The sequence below is a fragment of the Methanobrevibacter sp. genome (assembly GCF_045116495.1).
In the GTDB taxonomy this organism is placed as follows: Archaea; Methanobacteriota; Methanobacteria; order Methanobacteriales; family Methanobacteriaceae; genus Methanocatella.
Genome location: NZ_JBGULU010000004.1, coordinates 23,872 through 40,588, shown reverse-complemented (window position 1 = coordinate 40,588; position 16,717 = coordinate 23,872). Strand labels below are relative to the sequence as shown.

At 33.5% G+C, this 16,717-nt stretch carries 16 protein-coding genes; 2 read left to right on the top strand and 14 right to left on the bottom strand.

Annotation, left to right across the window (positions count from 1 at the left end; genetic code table 11):
- Positions 1-234, top strand: a 234-nt coding sequence (locus ACJMLH_RS00295) for a hypothetical protein (protein ID WP_405273976.1), incomplete at its 5' end; no start/stop codon positions are given.
- Between the two features lie 60 nt (positions 235-294).
- Positions 295-621 carry a DUF192 domain-containing protein gene (locus ACJMLH_RS00290; protein ID WP_405273975.1) on the top strand — a complete coding sequence of 109 codons (327 nt, stop codon included), beginning with the start codon at positions 295-297 and terminating at the stop codon, positions 619-621.
- On the opposite strand, the gene ACJMLH_RS00285 is transcribed toward ACJMLH_RS00290, so the two are convergent.
- The 14 genes from ACJMLH_RS00285 to rfbC form a co-directional block, all read right to left on the bottom strand.
- Positions 607-1,299 carry a dihydromethanopterin reductase (acceptor) gene (locus ACJMLH_RS00285; RefSeq protein WP_405273974.1) on the bottom strand — a complete coding sequence of 231 codons (693 nt, stop codon included), beginning with the start codon at positions 1,297-1,299 and terminating at the stop codon, positions 607-609. The two genes, ACJMLH_RS00290 and ACJMLH_RS00285, sit on opposite strands and share 15 nt — an antisense overlap.
- A gap of 6 nt (positions 1,300-1,305) precedes the next feature.
- A complete protein-coding gene (gene glyA, locus ACJMLH_RS00280; protein WP_405273973.1) occupies positions 1,306-2,574 on the bottom strand; it encodes a serine hydroxymethyltransferase in 1,269 nt (422 codons plus the stop codon).
- A 268-nt stretch (positions 2,575-2,842) separates the two neighbouring features.
- Positions 2,843-4,831 (bottom strand): 4Fe-4S binding protein, encoded by a 1,989-nt coding sequence (locus ACJMLH_RS00275; RefSeq protein ID WP_405273972.1) that lies wholly within the window; start codon positions 4,829-4,831, stop codon positions 2,843-2,845.
- A gap of 388 nt (positions 4,832-5,219) precedes the next feature.
- Positions 5,220-6,155: a DNA repair and recombination protein RadA gene (radA, locus tag ACJMLH_RS00270; protein WP_405273971.1), complete on the bottom strand. Its 936-nt coding sequence runs from the start codon at positions 6,153-6,155 to the stop codon at positions 5,220-5,222.
- 27 nt (positions 6,156-6,182) lie between these two features.
- Positions 6,183-8,837 carry an OB-fold nucleic acid binding domain-containing protein gene (locus tag ACJMLH_RS00265; RefSeq protein WP_405273970.1) on the bottom strand — a complete coding sequence of 885 codons (2,655 nt, stop codon included), beginning with the start codon at positions 8,835-8,837 and terminating at the stop codon, positions 6,183-6,185.
- Between the two features lie 158 nt (positions 8,838-8,995).
- Entirely contained in the window at positions 8,996-10,399 is a 1,404-nt protein-coding gene (locus ACJMLH_RS00260) for an undecaprenyl-phosphate glucose phosphotransferase (RefSeq protein ID WP_405273969.1), read from the bottom strand.
- Between the two features lie 49 nt (positions 10,400-10,448).
- A complete protein-coding gene (locus tag ACJMLH_RS00255; protein WP_405273968.1) occupies positions 10,449-11,306 on the bottom strand; it encodes a glycosyltransferase family 2 protein in 858 nt (285 codons plus the stop codon).
- Between the two features lie 13 nt (positions 11,307-11,319).
- On the bottom strand, positions 11,320-12,279 hold the full coding sequence (locus ACJMLH_RS00250; protein WP_405273967.1) for a glycosyltransferase family 2 protein: 960 nt from the start codon (positions 12,277-12,279) through the stop codon (positions 11,320-11,322).
- Position 12,280: 1 nt separating this feature from the next.
- Positions 12,281-13,243 carry a glycosyltransferase family 2 protein gene (locus tag ACJMLH_RS00245; protein WP_405273966.1) on the bottom strand — a complete coding sequence of 321 codons (963 nt, stop codon included), beginning with the start codon at positions 13,241-13,243 and terminating at the stop codon, positions 12,281-12,283.
- Positions 13,236-14,336 (bottom strand): CDP-glycerol glycerophosphotransferase family protein, encoded by a 1,101-nt coding sequence (locus tag ACJMLH_RS00240; RefSeq protein ID WP_405273965.1) that lies wholly within the window; start codon positions 14,334-14,336, stop codon positions 13,236-13,238. The genes ACJMLH_RS00245 and ACJMLH_RS00240 overlap by 8 nt, the downstream gene beginning before the upstream one ends.
- A 20-nt stretch (positions 14,337-14,356) precedes the next feature.
- The gene (locus ACJMLH_RS00235; RefSeq protein ID WP_405273964.1) at positions 14,357-14,638 is read right to left on the bottom strand and encodes a hypothetical protein; all 282 of its coding nucleotides are present in this window, start codon (positions 14,636-14,638) and stop codon (positions 14,357-14,359) included.
- Positions 14,639-14,905: a hypothetical protein gene (locus ACJMLH_RS00230; protein WP_405273963.1), complete on the bottom strand. Its 267-nt coding sequence runs from the start codon at positions 14,903-14,905 to the stop codon at positions 14,639-14,641.
- A gap of 238 nt (positions 14,906-15,143) precedes the next feature.
- On the bottom strand, positions 15,144-16,151 hold the full coding sequence (gene rfbB / locus ACJMLH_RS00225; protein WP_405273962.1) for a dTDP-glucose 4,6-dehydratase: 1,008 nt from the start codon (positions 16,149-16,151) through the stop codon (positions 15,144-15,146).
- Positions 16,152-16,155: 4 nt separating this feature from the next.
- The gene (gene rfbC / locus ACJMLH_RS00220) at positions 16,156-16,716 is read right to left on the bottom strand and encodes a dTDP-4-dehydrorhamnose 3,5-epimerase (RefSeq protein ID WP_405273961.1); all 561 of its coding nucleotides are present in this window, start codon (positions 16,714-16,716) and stop codon (positions 16,156-16,158) included.
- Position 16,717: the final 1 nt, after the last annotated feature.

Sequence of the window (16,717 nt, the reverse complement as noted above, 5' to 3'; positions counted from 1 at the left end):
TGCGGATTGGATGAAAATGAAATAAGCGAACTGCTTGAAAGCAGCTCATTAAATATCGAAGTGGATCTCGACATGGACGAGGCAATATCAAATGGAATTACTACAGTTCCATATTATTTTATCGAATATAATGATGAAAGACTACTTATTCCAGGGGTTTTTGAAAAAGAATCCTTTAAAATTGCATTTGAAGATTTAACTAGTGGAAAAATGAAAAATAAAACTTATATATAAGTAAATATTGTTTTAAACTTGTTAAAAGCTTATATATTATTAAAAAAATAATATATAGCTATGATTTTAAATAAAACAACCAATGACAAATTTGATATAAAAATTACAAATGCAGACACTTTTTTTAAACGTTTTATAGGATTGATGGGAAAAAAAGATTTTGATTTTGCAATGTTATTTACAAATATCAGGCATTCATCAATACACACACATTTTATGAGATTTGAAATTGATGTTTATTTTTTGGGTGAAAACAATGTGGTTATTGATAAAATTACATTGAAGCCATGGAAATTCTATAATTCTAAAAAACAGGCAAAAAATATTTTAGAAACAAAAAAAGGCAAATTAAAAATAAAAATAGGAGATTGCTTAGAATTTATCTAAGATCTCTTGTGGAGTTTCAAAGATTTGAATATTGTCAATACTTGTTAGCTTGCGAGTATTTTCAATATCAATATCTCTCATATAGATTGTTATGATTTTTCCTTCGGAAATCGCATCATATGGACATGTATTTCTACACAAACCACATCCAATGCATTTTGTCAGGTCTATTTCCTCATGAGGAATTATTGCACCTTGTTCACAAGCCAGTGAAGCAACACAATCATCACAGCTCTGACATTTTGATAGTTCCATTTTAGATGGCAGAACTGTATCAACAGGCCCCGGATGAATGTCTACAGGCACCATATATACTGGTACAGCACCTTTTCCCGCCTGTGCCACTGCATTTGTAACCAATGTGTCAGCAATTCCATAGACTATTTTTGAAACTGTATTTGCCGTAGCCGGTGAGACGATTAGCAGGTCGTATTTACCTAATGATAAACGACCAGTTATTGGATATGAAAATTTTTGATTGGAATCAGTAGCAAGTTCCCTGTATTTGCCGCCGGTTAAACGTTCAACACGTTCGTAAAGCCCATACATCTTAAGGACTTCTTCAGCAGCCCCTGACAGAAATACAGTTACCTCATTTTCTTTGGCTAATTTTTCAGCTACCTGTACTGATTCGCGCAGTAAATGACCGGCACCAGTAAATGCAAATCCGATTCTCATTTTAATCTATAATTTATGATATTGGTAAGCATCTCTATCTGAGAATGCATAGTCTAAAGTAGTGTATTGGTTCATGAATTCAGCTACTTCATCTGCAATATCTTCTTTATCGACTGCTACACGTTTAATAAACTGAGCAACTTCAGTCATTTCTTTTTCTTTTAAGCCTCTACGGGTGATTTCCTGAGTTCCGATTCTGATACCGGATGGGTCATCGGAGTTGTCCCTGTCATCTCCAGGCAAGAGGTTTTTGTTTAAAATAACATTATTGTCTGCCAATTCTTTTGCAATATCGGATGCGGATCTGATGCTGGTTAAGTTAACAGCAATTTGGTGAGATTGGGTAAATCCTAAATCTTCACATAATACATCAAAGCCCAATTCATACATTGCTTGACCTAATGCCTGAGCATTTTTAATAGTCTGTTTTGCATAAGCTTCACCGAATTCCAACATTTCAGCAGTTGCAATTCCTAAACCAAGCAAATGGTGCAAGTGGTGATTGCTTACAACACCCGGAAATACTGCATTGTCAATTATTTCTTCGTTTTCTTTGTGTGAGAGAATAATACCACCTTGAGGACCAGGGAATGTTTTGTGGGTACTTCCCATCATTACATCTGCTCCCTCTTTTAAAGGTTGTTGGAACTGTCCTCCTGCAATTAAACCTAAAACATGTGCCCCGTCATACATTATGGTTGCTCCAACTTCATCAGCAGCTTCACGAGCTTCTTTAATAGGATGTGGGAATAAGAATAAACTTCCTCCGAATAAAACTATTTTTGGTTTTTCTTCGAGGATTTTTTTGTTCATTGCATCAATGTCAATGTTCATTACATTTTTATCTAATGGATGGAATACAGTTTTAAGTCCACGAATACCTGCTGCACTTACATCAGCGTGAGAAATGTGACCTCCGGACGGTACTTCCAATGCCATTACTTTTTCACCAGGTTTTGCAAATCCAAAGAATGCTGCAAGGTTTGCTGTTACACCGGAAACCGGTTGAACATTAGCATAATCACAGTCATATACTTTACATGAAAGTTTTTTTGTTTTGTCTTCAACTAAATCAACATATTGGCATCCTTCATAAAATCTTTGGAATGCTTGTCCTTCAGCGTATCTATGAGCAAAATCAGTAGCTAAAGCTTCGGTTACTTCTACACTGGTAACGTTTTCAGAAGCAATCAGATTTATACTGTTTCTCATATATTCAGTATGTTCTTGTGCAATTTTTTCAAAGTTTAAAATTTCGTCATGATAATTAGCCATTTACTACACCTAATATCCAATTATATATTTATGAATTAATTTATGTTTAATCTCTAATATAATAGTTATGAAAAACTAGGATTTTCAATGAAAAAAAGTCAAGATGAAAATTATTAATTCTATCTTTCATTAACATTAACGATTTGGAAAATGAAAGCGAAAAATATCTCGGGATATATATCACGTTGGAAAAACAGTTTAAAAATTGAAATTGCGAATGTTAATGTTAAAAAAATAAAAAAAGAAATAGAGAAATTAATCTCTAAATCTATTTACCTAAGTCTTCAAGAGCAGCACTGATTTGTGCCATAATTTGCTCGGTTTTGAAGTGTTGTTGGTTCATTGCACCAGATGGACATGCACCTACACAAGTTCCACATCCTTTACATAATGCGGAGTTAATTTGTGCAAATTCTTTTCCACCTACACCGGTAGCGATTGAAATAGCGTCGAATGGACATAATTCAACACATACTTGACAAGCACCACAAACGGTTTCGTCGTTGGATGCAATAATAGGTTCGATTTCTACTTCTCCTTTAGCCATTGGGATAGCTGCTCTGGATGCTGCAGCTGAACCTTGTGCTACGGAGTCAGGAATATCTTTAGGACCTTGTGCTACACCAGCAATGTAAACACCGTCAGTTAAGGTGTCAACAGGTCTGAGTTTTGGGTGAGCTTCCATGTAGAATCCGTCTGCAGATCTGGAAAGACCTAAGGTTTGTCTGAGTTCGTCAGATCCTGCAGAGTGTTCGAGACCAACACTTAATACAACGAGGTCGTAAGTGTATTCAGTTACTTTACCGAGTAAAGTGTCTTCTGCTCTGATAGTTAAGGTTAAATCATCGTTTTCGAAGATTTGTGCAGGTTTACCTCTGATAAATTCAATACCGTATTTTTCTTGAGATGTTTTGTAGAACTCTTCGTATCCTTTACCGAATGAACGAATATCCATGTAGTAACAGGTTACTTCGGTATCAGGTTCGTGGTCAATACATAATTGAGCGTTTTTCATGGAGTACATACAACATACTCTGGAACAGTATGGTTTACCGATTTGTTCATCTCTGGAACCGACACAGTGGATGAATGCTACACGTTTAGGTTCAATACCGTCAGAAGGTTTGATTACGTGTCCACCGGTAGGACCTGATGCGTTAATCATCCTTTCAATTTCCATAGCGGTAATAACGTTTGAGAAACGTCCGTATCCGTATTGGTAAATTCCTGATGGGTCGAATGGGTCGTAACCGATAGCTGCTACAATAGTACCAACTTCTAATTCGATAATTTCAGGTTGTTGATTGTGGTCGATAGCATTTGGTCCACATGCTTGTACACATAAGTTACATTCGATACAGTAGTCTTTATCGATAGTTGCACATAATGGTACAGCTTGAGGGAATGGGATGAATGCTGCTTTAACCATACCGACACCTTCGTCGTAGTAGTTAGGAATTTCGATAGGACAAGCTTCTTGACAGGATCCACATCCAGTACATAATGCTTCATCAACATATCTTGGTTTTTTCTCTACTTTTACGTTGAAGTTACCGATGTATCCGTCTACTTCGGTTACTTCTGCATAGGAAATTAATTCGATGTTTTCGTGTTTTTGACAGTCTACCATCTTAGGTGCTAAAATACACATTGAACAGTCGAGAGTTGGGAATGTTTTATCTAATTGTCCCATACGTCCACCGATGGTTGGGTTTCTTTCTACAACGTAGGTTTTGAAGCCCATGTCAGCTAAGTCTAATGAAGTTTGAATACCAGCTACTCCACCACCGATAACTAATGCAGTGTTGTTTACTGCTACTTTAGTAGCTTCTAATGGTTCGAGTAATCTAGCTTTAGCAACAGCCATACGTGTTAAATCTTTAGCTTTGTTGGTAGCTTCTTCTGGTAAGTCCATGTGTACCCAGGAGTCTTGTTCTCTTAAGTTAGCAAATTCAAATAAGAATTTGTTTAATCCAGCTTCTTCTACACATCTACGGAAAGTAGGTTCGTGAAGACGAGGAGAACATGCTGCTACAACAATTCTGTTTAAGTTTTTCTCTTTAATGTCCTCTTGGATCATAGCTTGACCCGGATCGGAACACATGTATTTATAGTCTGTTGCGTAGACAACGTTAGGAAGTGTCTTTGCATATTCAGCTACTTCAGGACAGTCGACTACTCCACCAATGTTTACACCACAGTGACAGACGTAAACACCTATCCTAATTTCTTCGTTATTATTTATTTCTTCTGCCATATTAATTCACCTTGTACAAGTCGTGAAAAATATCTAATATATAATAAAAATTGCAATTTTTTAAAACAAGTCTATAGAATTTTTACATAGTATTAGATATACATATGTAGTAAATACACATATTTAAAGCTTTCTTATGAAATCTTGGAGTAAAGTTTATATATGATGAAAAAAAATATTGATTAAAATAATGTTATACTCTAAAAAAAGGATTATTAAAGCTAATTGAATTAAAAAAAGATAAATTGTTTGATTTTGATGAAATAATAACTTTTAGTTATGTTAATATTAACAATTTTTAGGTACAACATAACTAAAATTTAAAGTAGTGTAATCAAAAGGGTTACAGTTGCAAAAAATCTTTAAAATAAAAAAGAAAAAAATAAAATTAGCTAACGATACCTTCGCTAGTAATTTTAAATACACATTCACCTTCAGGCAAATGAGGAGAATCCACTAAACGTGCAATTCTTTTACCTGCAAGACCTTTTTTAAGCCAAATTCTGTAAGTAGAAGCGTGACCTAAAACGTGTCCACCAATAGCTTTGGTAGGACTTCCAAAGAATGAATCAGGTTTTGCTTGAACTTGGTTTGTTAAGAACACAGCAACGTTGTAAGTGTTAGCTATTTGTTGAAGTGAATGTAAATGTTGATTTAGTTTTTGTTGTCTTACTGCCAAGGATTCCCTTCCAACATATTCTGCTCTGAAATGAGCCATTAATGAATCGACAATAACTAATTTTACATTTGTACCATTTTGAATAAGCTCATTGATTTTATCCACCATTAAAATTTGGTGGGCAGAGTTAAATGCACGTGCAACATGAATTCTGCTTAAGACTTGTTCAACATCTAAATCGAAACCTTCAGCGATTTGTCTTACCCTTTCTGGACGGAAAGTGTTTTCAGTATCGACGAATACACATTCCCCTTCGAGTCCTCCAAGTTCAAAAGGCAATTGAACAGTGACGGCTAATTCATGGGAAATTTGACTTTTACCAGATCCAAATTCACCAAATACTTCAGTGATTGATTGAGTTTCAATTCCTCCACCAATTAAATCATTGAATTCTTGACAACCTACAGTGATATGGCCAACATCTTTTCTTCTTTCATCAACTTCTAAAGCAGTTTCAAAATCAATGTTTTCAGCTCTACGGGCTGCTTCAATAACTTTTTCAGCAACTCCTTCACCAATTTCGGCCTTTACTGACAATTCTTTAGGAGTAGCAGTAGCTAATCTCATCATATCAGCGAAACCTGCGTCCCTTAATTTTTCTGCTGTTTTTTCACCAACACCTGGTAAATCTGCTAATTCTACCATTATAATCATTCCTTTAGTTTATTTAATTTAAAAATATTTGTTTATAATCTTTTTAGGGCTTAATTTGTTTTCTTCCCTGTATTCATCAAAACTGACATTAGCTATAATCTCGACAGTCAAACCGCTTAAGTCTTCAAGTTTATCTTCAATACCGTAACCGTCATCGACAAGACTAATTATTTCTTCTTTTTTCATTCCAATTAATTCCTCTGCTAATTTATCAAAGAATGTAACTTGAATTTCACCAGTGTCATCTTCAATTCTTGTAGGAACCATAAGAAGATATTCTGGCTCATCAAAGGTAAATCCACAATTATCACAAATGTATTCATCCTCTGATTCTTCAACACTTTGATTACAACTAGGACATCTTTTAAGAAGTACTCTTTCAGTGCTTACCTCTTTGATAGTACCGGTGACACAAACATTAGTATCATCTTCCAATAAGGATTCTATAGTTTTTGGAGTGTAAATTTCGGCCAGTAACTCATCAATTGATGGTAATTTTTCTAATTCACTTTCACTAGGTTCAAGAATTGTTGTAGCTCTTGATACATTAGCTTCAAGACGATTATCCATGTTTAATGCTAAACGTGGGTTCTGTAATTTAATTCCATCACCAATATTCCTTTCTTTAAGTGCATCATTATCCCATAATGCGACTCTAATAGCACCTGTATCGTCAGCAATTTCGATATTCCTTACATGACCGGTATCTCCGGTGTCTCTATCGAATTTACGGATATCATAAATCTCAATTATTCTACCTATGATAATAGTATCCTCTTCATCTTCATCTAAATCTTCAATCTTTTTAGGATTATAGATTGTTTTTTCCAAGGTGGATAATTCCGGAATAAACATTGCTGATGCTTGTTCTTCTGACAATTTAATTACTCTAGAATTGTTTCCAATATTCAAGTCAACGCTCATCATTCCAAGTCTTGTTCTAGCATTTTCAATTTGGTATGCATCTCCAACAACATATTCTTCCTGAGCTTTTTCATTCCAGAATGATAGCTGAACTTTGCCTGATTCATCAGCAAACATTACGGATCTGACAAGACCTACGCTTCCGTCATCACGTTGGAATTCGTTGACGTCATTTACTGAGAGAATTCTACCAATAATGTCAATTTCCTTGCCTTCATCATCAATTTCAGCAATGGTTCCTATAGGAACTGGCCTTAGTTGTTCTCTTATAGCTTCGAATTCATCCAATTCTTCAGCAGTCAAGTTTGTCGGATTGACAGTGATTTGAGTATTGAAATTGGTGTTCATTGAATATCCGCTTTCGGTATATTCATCAAAACGAACATCCCCGCCGATAATTTTAACTATATCTCCTTTATTGATGGCTATAGTAGTGTCATCTCCCCAAACAGTGACTCTTATAGCTCCAGTTGAATCCCCAACATCAAAGTTTCTTAATCTACCTTCAGAATTGTCTGTTTTTCTAATGAATGTTTTAATATCTTGGAGCCTAACTACCACTCCTTTAATGGAAACATCTTTTTGCTCTGATAAATCACCGATTTGTGAAAATTCCTGTTCTATTTCAGGAACATCATATTCACCTTTGATAATCCTTCCATCCCAATGACTTAATGAAATTTCAGATTCTCCATCCCTATTGATTCTTTCACGGGATTGAGCTGCGAGGATTTTTACAGTATCGCCATCCTCCAATTTTAAATCTTCGATTAATTCAACATTTTTATTCCATAAAGTATAGGAAATCTTACCAGTTGCATCCTGCAATTCAAGTGAAGCGACTTTTCCTTCTTTTCCATTTTTTTCATAGCTTCTGATTGTAGGAATTCTAATAATCCTGGCAATGATATTAACTTTAGTATCAGGTTCAATGTCAGCTATGTCAGTGATTTTCTCTTCATAAACCGGATATTTTGAAGAGTCATCATCAATGTGTGCAATGGATGATCTTGGCCTTAGGTTAGCTTCAAGACCTGAATAACCTTCTTTAATATCAACATTTTTAATTTGTATAACATCGCCTTCATTGAATTTATTTAAAAGAGGCATGTTTTGAGTCCAGAAAACACATCTCATTGTTCCGGTATTGTCCTGAAGTTCCACATTGCATACTTCACCTTCTTTACCTTTGCGTGTTTTAAAGGATCGTTTATTAGAAATTGATATTACCCTACCTGAAACATGGACATCTTTACTGCCCTCTTCCAAATCTTTAATTGACTTATCAGAATATTCAGCAGTTTCTGATAATGTTTCAACTTCTTCGACTTTGTCTTCCAGTTCACTGACAACCATTTTAGCAAAATCAGTTGCCCCCATGAATGATATGTCTGCATTTTCTTTTTTGAATACCTCCATGCGCTGGAAGAATTCATCCTGAGAAACCTTATCACTAACCTTATCATAATATTCCTGAATTTCTTCAGTCATTGTAAATCCTGCATCTTCACTACTTTCCATAGAATCATCAGTTGCTTCTTGAATAGCTAATTCATCATTTTCATCTGTAGAAACTACTTCCGGATTTTCAACACCATAATTTTCTAAAATCATACGTGCCAAATCTATATCGTTCATAAATTCTACATCACCGTAAGTTTTACGTAAATCTTCTATTTCAGCGTTAAACTCTTCTTCGGAAAGTTGATCTTTGATTTTTTCATATAATTGTAAAATTTCTTCTTGCATACCAAACCCCTCATAGAAAAGTTAATTATTATTTTATCATTATACTCTATATAAAATATTAGAGAGAGCATTTGATGAGTATTATTTATATTATAAAAAAAATTTTTTATAAATGTAGTCCAAGTGCGACAATGCACAGATGTGAATGTATGAAAAAACTAATATGCATTAGGATTTTTCTTTAAAGCAGTTTTAATCATTATTGCTAAGTCTAATCCCATGTGCCAGTTTTCTACATACTCAATATCATATTCTATACGTTTTCTGATAGAAGTATCACCACGGCACCCATGAATTTGAGCCCAACCGGTTATTCCAGGTCTTACCTGATGTTTGACCATATATTTAGGAACATTTTCCTTAAATTGTTCAACAAAGTAAGGTCTTTCAGGTCTTGGACCGACAACACTCATATCTCCCTTTAAAACATTGAAAAATTGAGGCAATTCATCAATACTAGTTTTTCTAATAAAGTTACCAACAATAGTTTTACGAGGATCATCTTTTGTTGTCCATTCGGACTTCTCCAATCTCGGATCTTGAACTTCCATACTGCGGAACTTATACATCATGAACGGCTCTGCATTATGGCCAATTCTTTCCTGTTTAAAGATAATAGGACCTTTAGATGTTAACTTAATAGCAATTGCAGTAATCAGCATTATTGGGGATGTGATAATAATTGCTATTATTGAAATCAAATAATCTGAACTGTATTTTAAGAATTTGTTGAACTCATCATCCAACGGAACATAACGGATATTGATTATAGGAATGTCCTCTATCATGTCAACGGACGGCTGTGCCGGGAAATACCTAATGTAATCTGGAATAATTTCTGCCTTAATTCCATATTTTTCACAGCTTTCCACAAGTTCGTTTAGACGATAATAATACCTCAAAGGAATTGCTAAAACAACCCGGTCAAATCTATTTCTTTCCAAAATATTATCCAAATCCTTGAAGGCTCCTATAATCCTAGTTCCAGCAATTTCATATCCAATATGATCGGACCTTCCTAAAATACCGCTTACGACGTATCCCAAATAAGGATTATCTTTAATTTTACGGGCAAATGAAAAGGCCAAATCGTTGTCTCCGACAATCAGGATATGCTTTAAATTCCTATTGTTAATTCTAACCCTTCTCAAAATGCTTCTAACAATGAACCTTTCAATAATTCCGAAAAATGAACCTATTATCGCTAAAAGCATAAGCATGATTCTTGAAAAGTTAGGCTGATTGATAATAAATAAGATAGCAAGCAAAACAAAAAATGCTACAATATTTACCTTGATTATCTGAGTCGCTTCTGAAAATATATTCTTATAGGTTCTGCGGGGTTTATACAATCCAAATGCAAAATAAAGAATGAGATAAGTAGGAATTACAGCAAAAACTAAAAATAAAGTGTAACTCATAATCCCCAAATGGCCTCCAATCGGGCCGAAAATTGTCGTATAAAACCTCAACCAAAATGAACAATAAAGTGATAAAGTAATAACTAACACATCAATTAATACTAAGCTAATATTAAATAATCGTTGATTTTCCTTTATCATAGTAATTACCGAAAAACTAGTTTTAATATAATATTGTCTAATATCTTATTTATACTCTTTTTTTAAACAAATTTAAAAATAGTTTTAAAATGCATAAAACACCCATACCCAAGTAAACAACAATGTTCACGATAAAGGAAGATTCATTGGCATGGTGTTTATTATAATAAATATACATCGCATGGTAAAATTCATAAATCAATTTACTTTTTTGTTTTTTACTGCTAGCTCCCTTCAAATGAGTTATTGATGATTTTCCATAATAGACTATTTTCCAGCCGGCTTCCTTGATTCGGTAACAAAGGTCAATGTCTTCGCCATACATGAAAAACGTTTCATCCAATAAGCCCGCCTTGTCTAGAGCTTCTTTTCTAATAAACATGAATGCTCCGGTAAGACAGTCAATTTCATAGACCTCATCGTCTGGTAAATCAGTTAAATTGTAATTATCATCACTGCTCTTGTTTGGGATATGGAATAATCTAAAAAAGGAATTTTTAACGTTTGGAAAAGTTCTTTTACATGCTTTGTCCAGCTCACCGTTTTCCAATCTGACCCTGCATCCGCATGCACCAACGTCCTTGTGCTTTTCCATGTAACTGTAAATGTTTTCTAATGTATTTTCCCAAACTACCGTATCTGAATTTAAAAGCAATACATAATCACTGTTTACCTGCCTTAAAGCATGATTATTTCCGACTGCAAATCCCCTGTTTTCACTGGATTCTATGAATTTTACATTATCTTTAAAGTAATCTCTTAATCTGGCTAAACTATCATCACCAGATGCATTATCAACAACGATTATTTCATAGTTAAATGGATAGGAATACTTTAAAATCGAATTAACAGTATCTCTTGTTAATTCATAAGTCCGGTAATTTACAATTACAATAGATAAATCCATAAAAATCAACTGATTATCCTTTTAAAAATTTAAACATGTTAATAATTAATCTATATTCAATTTTTAAATAATTTTTTATATTTTTTGATTTGAATTGCGTTTTTGTAACTTTATCCCTTGAAGACAAGCCTTCCTTTATTCCGGCCAGATAAATTGAACCGAATCCTTTTTTTACAAAAAACAAATATTTTAACAAAAATCCTAAAAACAGGAATATAAAATTAATGATCTTTAAAGGTATTGGAATATTCTTATAAACAACCCAAACGTTATTCCGGGCCGCCAACTTTACTTTAAACTCATTGTATCTGCTACCACTGGTTGCACTTCCAATATGGTAGACAACAGCCTGCGGGCACAAGAGATTGTGATAACCGTTAATCTTAGCCCTTATTGCCAAATCCACATCCTCCATGTATGCAAAAAAGTTATCGTCAAACATCCCCAATTCTTCCAATAACGTTTTTTTATAAAGGGCCGCTCCGGCACAACTTGAAAAGATTTCTTTGACCTGATTAAATTCATTAGAGTTATGGTTTTCTCCTGTTTTTTTAGTCCAGGCAAGCAGGTTATATTCATCACCGGCATCATCAATCAAATCTTTATTATTAAACTGAAGCATTTTAGCTTGAACAGAGAAAATGTCTTCGCTTGATGAAATTAAATCAACCATATGCTTAATGGAACCCTCCTTAACTTCAGTGTCGTTGTTTAGTGAAAATATGTATTCGTGCTTTGCATGCGAAATTCCCTGATTAACTGCGGGAGCAAAGCCCAGATTTTGTGAATTTTCAATTAATTTAACCGGAAAATCAAAAGTGTTACTGTTAATGTAATCCTTACTATTATCACTAGATCCATTATCTATGATAATCACTTCCCCAATGAACTCACTGTCATTGTTCAAGGATTCGAAGAAAGCTTTTAAGAACTTTTCTCCATTATAGTTTGGTGTCACGACAGAAACTTTCATGTTAATCAATTGAATTTTTAAACTTAAACCACATTTTATAATATAGTTTCGGATTTAATAAAAATAGTCTTACTTTCCATTTAAATTTTTCATCATTACCCTTATACCTGGCCAATTTGGAAAACAAATTTTTTTTCTTCATCACATACATTACATTATCAAAACCATAATAGCTATAGAAGAAGTAATTCATATTGCCGAAAATTGCTTTTGGAATCCTTGAGTATATAATCAGATTTGCCAGATCATTTTTTCCATTAAGCCTATAAAAAAGAGCAAGATTTTCAAACAGAGGAATTACATCAAATCGTTTAAATTCTGTAGTTCTAATTGCAGAATCGGAACGTTGAACATAAAAATAGGTAACTTCCTCACTGATATGAATTGAACTACCGTAAATTAATGCTTTAAGTGCAAATTCTGTGTCTTCCCCATAAACAACTCCCGGAGTAAAGTAAACACCATTTTCTTTAATAATGCTGGCCCTATACGATAACTGGAAAAAATTAAATAGCATTTCCATGTTTAGTTCTTTTTTAATGAAATCCTTTGTCGAAATAACTCCTTTATTAAGGCGGTTGGGAGTTGATAATGAAGAATCATCTTTTTTAGCAAACTGTATTAAGTTAAAATCATAATTGGGATTATATAATTCAGACAAATGATTTTCTAAAACTATATCATCCCCATCAATAAAAACAAGATACTCACCTGTCGCAATATCGATTCCGTGGTTTCTTGCAACACTAACACCGGCATTTTCCTGATGGATTACTTTATATTGAACCCCACAACTGTTTAATGTCTGATTGATGATTTTCAAACTGTCATCAGTAGAGCCGTCATCAATAACTATTATTTCATAATCTTTAAAATCCTGATTAATTACTGATTTAAGAGTTACACCTATATATTCAGCACAATTATAAACAGGTATGATTACACTAATGGCAATATTATTCATTTTGACCACCATATTTTAAAAGATAATCAACAACTCTTTTAGATGCTTCACCATCAATTGCATCAAATTGTGTCTTAACAAAGTCGGACATTTTGCTTTCATCAAATTCACTGTTTACAATAACATTAATTAACTGACTAGAATCATTAACAACAGGTCCGGGAACAGTAGATTTAAAATCAAAATAAAATCCTCTTTCCTCGTTTAAATAGCTATCAAAATCATATGTGAAAAATACAATAGGCTTATTTAACAATGCAAATTCAATCATTATTGATGAATAGTCCGTAATTAAAATATCACTAATCAGCAGCAATTCCTGCTCTGATTTATAATCGCTGCAATCCACATATTTTTCCTGTGCGGAAATTTCTCCGCTATAAAAATTCCTGATTTTTGGATGGAGCCTTAAAGCCAGAATATACTCATCACCCAACGATTCGTTGAACTCATCCAAATTCAAATAATTGAAAACGTTATTATACTTTTCTTCATCTCTAAAAGTTGGAGCATAAAGAATTATTTTCTTTTCCAAATCGATTCCATATTTACTGCAAAATTTGGACTTCAATTCATCAATATTGTGATTTTCAAAGTAATAATCCGCTCTTGGAAGACCTAAAGGCTTAATTTTATCCTTTGATATCTGGAAGGCTTCACTATAATAATCTACAATATTTTTTGAGGATACAATTAAATAGTCTGTATTTTTTGAAATCTTTAAAAGCATTTCTTTTGCGTCCTCATCACTGACAGACCCGCCGAACTTTTTAAATGCTCCAGGTGCATGCCACAATTGGGTAACTACAGTTTCACTTTTGAAATTCATGAATGCCACAGGAAAAAAGTTATCGTTTAAAAATATGTATTTTGAAGTAGCTAATTTTTTAAGGGCATTGATTGAAAACTGATCTTTATAAAAAAAGTTAAACTCGAAATTTCCTCTTTTTTCAAATTCATTTTTGATATAATCCAGATTACCTTTGAATGATTCACCCGAATCGACAATGAATGTAATTCTGTTTTTATTTATGGGAAATACTTTAAATAAATTAAATATAAATCCATAGATTTTATGTTTAAGATATTTCATGAAAATCAGCAGTAATTAATTTAATGGAAAAATGCTAACATTCCAGGTATTGAGTTCATCATTGCCTGAATACCTAAAATAAATATTGCCAGACCTCCGATGAAGTTGATAATCCTTGCATATTTCATTGCGAATCTTGTACCGAATGTACCTATTATAAGCCAGAAGCAAACAGCCATTAAACTTAAAATTGCCAAACCTAACGGGTTTACATGTGCATCAACACCTTGAGCTGCCAAAATCAAGTTTTCAATGTTTCCAAAAACCAATAATACTGAAAAATGTTTTAATTCCTGGTCCATCTATTCACCCCTAACAGATTGAATCATCGCTTGTAAACCTAAAATAAATATTGCTAAACCACCAATAAAATCAATGAAATCAACATATTCTATAAGAATTTGGGTTCCGAAAGTACCAATAATAAGCCATATTGAAACACAGATAATACTTGCAATACCTAATTTTAGCGGATTAACACCAGCAACAACTCCCTGTGAAGAGAGCACCAAGTTTTCAATATTGCCAAAAATAATTAACGCAACAAAAGGTAAATATTGTGTCAACATAAAATCACCATTTCCCCAAACATAAGAATTAAACAATAAAAATTCTTACACTAATGAATATTTAAAAAAAAGAATATATAAAATTATCTTTATTTCAAAAAAATAAGCTATTAATATATAATGAATAAAATAATAGTTAATAAAATAATTTATCCAAAAATTTTTAAACAGTTGGTTAAAAAAATTAATAATAAATAATGAAATAATAGAAAAAAGAGGTATGTTTCAAGTGTAAAAATTACCTGTTGCCATACATTTTTTCATAATATTTTTGATAGTCGCCGGTTTTAATCTGATTGGTCCAATCCTGATTGTCCAAATACCATTGGATTGTTTCTTTTATACCTTTTTCAAAAGTATATTCCGGGGACCAGCCTAAATCATTTTGAATTTTTGTTGAATCGATTGCATAGCGCCTATCATGGCCTAACCTATCAGTTACAAATTCGATCAATGATTCATCCTTACCGAGCTCTTCTAAAATTAACTTGACGATATAAATATTTTCTTTTTCGTTGTTTCCGCCGATATTATAAACTTCACCAAGTTCACCCTCATGCATTACCAAATCAATAGCTCTGCAATGGTCTAAAACATGCAACCAGTCACGAATGTTTTTACCATCACCATAAATTGGTAATTTCTTATCTTCCAGAGTATTTGAAATCATTAATGGAATTAATTTTTCTGGAAACTGGTAAGGTCCATAATTATTAGAACAGCGTGTAATGTTAATTGGCAAATCAAAAGTTTCTCCATATGCTCGTGTAATTAAATCTCCACCTGCTTTTGAAGCAGAATATGGGCTGTTAGGTTGTAAAGGAGTAGTTTCTGTAAAATAACCGGTTTTTCCTAAAGTTCCATAAACCTCATCAGTGGATATCTGGATATATTTTTCAACACCGAATTCCTTAGCCGCATTCAAAAGAGTCTGTGTACCCAAAACATTTGATTTGATGAAGATTTCCGGATCTTCTATGCTTCTGTCAACATGGCTTTCGGCTGCAAAATTAATAACATAATCACATTCCTTGACCAAATCATCAACGACAGATTTGTCCCTAATGTCTCCCTTAACAAAGGAATAATTATCCCTATCCTCAATGTCTTTTAAGTTTTCAAGGTTTCCGCAGTATGTCAATGCATCCAGGTTAATGATTTCATATTCAGAGTACTTATTAACCATATACCTTACGAAATTGCTTCCGATAAAGCCAGCACCGCCTGTAACAAGTATCTTAGCCATGTTATCACTCATATTTAATTTGAGATTCCTTCAGGGTTTTCCACTGTTTATCCTTATCTGATAAAATAATCTCATCGATATCATCAATCGGCCAGTCGATTGCAATATCCTCATCATTCCACATTATACCGCTTTCATCATCACCATGATAAAATTCTGTGCATTTATATTGGAATTCTGCCTCATCTGACAGGACAACAAATCCGTGTGCGAATTTTGGCGGAATGAATAACTGTTTTTTATTTTCTTCAGATAAAATGGCTCCGGCCCACTTTCCGTAGGTAGGAGAATCTGCCCTCAGGTCTACTCCAACATCAAATACTTCTCCTTTGATAACACGTACAAGTTTGCCTTGAGGATAATTAACCTGTAAATGCAGGCCTCTTAAAACACCTTTTGATGATTTAGATTGATTATCCTGAACAAATGTTAAATCATGACCTGCTTGCTTAAAATCATTTTCATTATAAGATTCCATAAAGTATCCCCTATTGTCTTCAAAAACAGTAGGCTCGACTAAAAACATCCCCTCAATATCTAAATCTGTAAATTTAAATTTTCCCATA

Coding starts and splice junctions, on each gene's coding strand:
- ACJMLH_RS00290 (WP_405273975.1), top strand. CDS start 295: ATGATTTTAAATAAAACAACCAATGACAAATTTGATATAAAAATTACA.
- ACJMLH_RS00285 (WP_405273974.1), bottom strand. CDS start 1,299: ATGAGAATCGGATTTGCATTTACTGGTGCCGGTCATTTACTGCGCGAA.
- glyA (WP_405273973.1), bottom strand. CDS start 2,574: ATGGCTAATTATCATGACGAAATTTTAAACTTTGAAAAAATTGCACAA.
- ACJMLH_RS00275 (WP_405273972.1), bottom strand. CDS start 4,831: ATGGCAGAAGAAATAAATAATAACGAAGAAATTAGGATAGGTGTTTAC.
- radA (WP_405273971.1), bottom strand. CDS start 6,155: ATGGTAGAATTAGCAGATTTACCAGGTGTTGGTGAAAAAACAGCAGAA.
- ACJMLH_RS00265 (WP_405273970.1), bottom strand. CDS start 8,837: ATGCAAGAAGAAATTTTACAATTATATGAAAAAATCAAAGATCAACTT.
- ACJMLH_RS00260 (WP_405273969.1), bottom strand. CDS start 10,399: ATGATAAAGGAAAATCAACGATTATTTAATATTAGCTTAGTATTAATT.
- ACJMLH_RS00255 (WP_405273968.1), bottom strand. CDS start 11,306: ATGGATTTATCTATTGTAATTGTAAATTACCGGACTTATGAATTAACA.
- ACJMLH_RS00250 (WP_405273967.1), bottom strand. CDS start 12,279: ATGAAAGTTTCTGTCGTGACACCAAACTATAATGGAGAAAAGTTCTTA.
- ACJMLH_RS00245 (WP_405273966.1), bottom strand. CDS start 13,243: ATGAATAATATTGCCATTAGTGTAATCATACCTGTTTATAATTGTGCT.
- ACJMLH_RS00240 (WP_405273965.1), bottom strand. CDS start 14,336: ATGAAATATCTTAAACATAAAATCTATGGATTTATATTTAATTTATTT.
- ACJMLH_RS00235 (WP_405273964.1), bottom strand. CDS start 14,638: ATGGACCAGGAATTAAAACATTTTTCAGTATTATTGGTTTTTGGAAAC.
- ACJMLH_RS00230 (WP_405273963.1), bottom strand. CDS start 14,905: ATGTTGACACAATATTTACCTTTTGTTGCGTTAATTATTTTTGGCAAT.
- rfbB (WP_405273962.1), bottom strand. CDS start 16,151: ATGGCTAAGATACTTGTTACAGGCGGTGCTGGCTTTATCGGAAGCAAT.
- rfbC (WP_405273961.1), bottom strand. CDS start 16,716: ATGGGAAAATTTAAATTTACAGATTTAGATATTGAGGGGATGTTTTTA.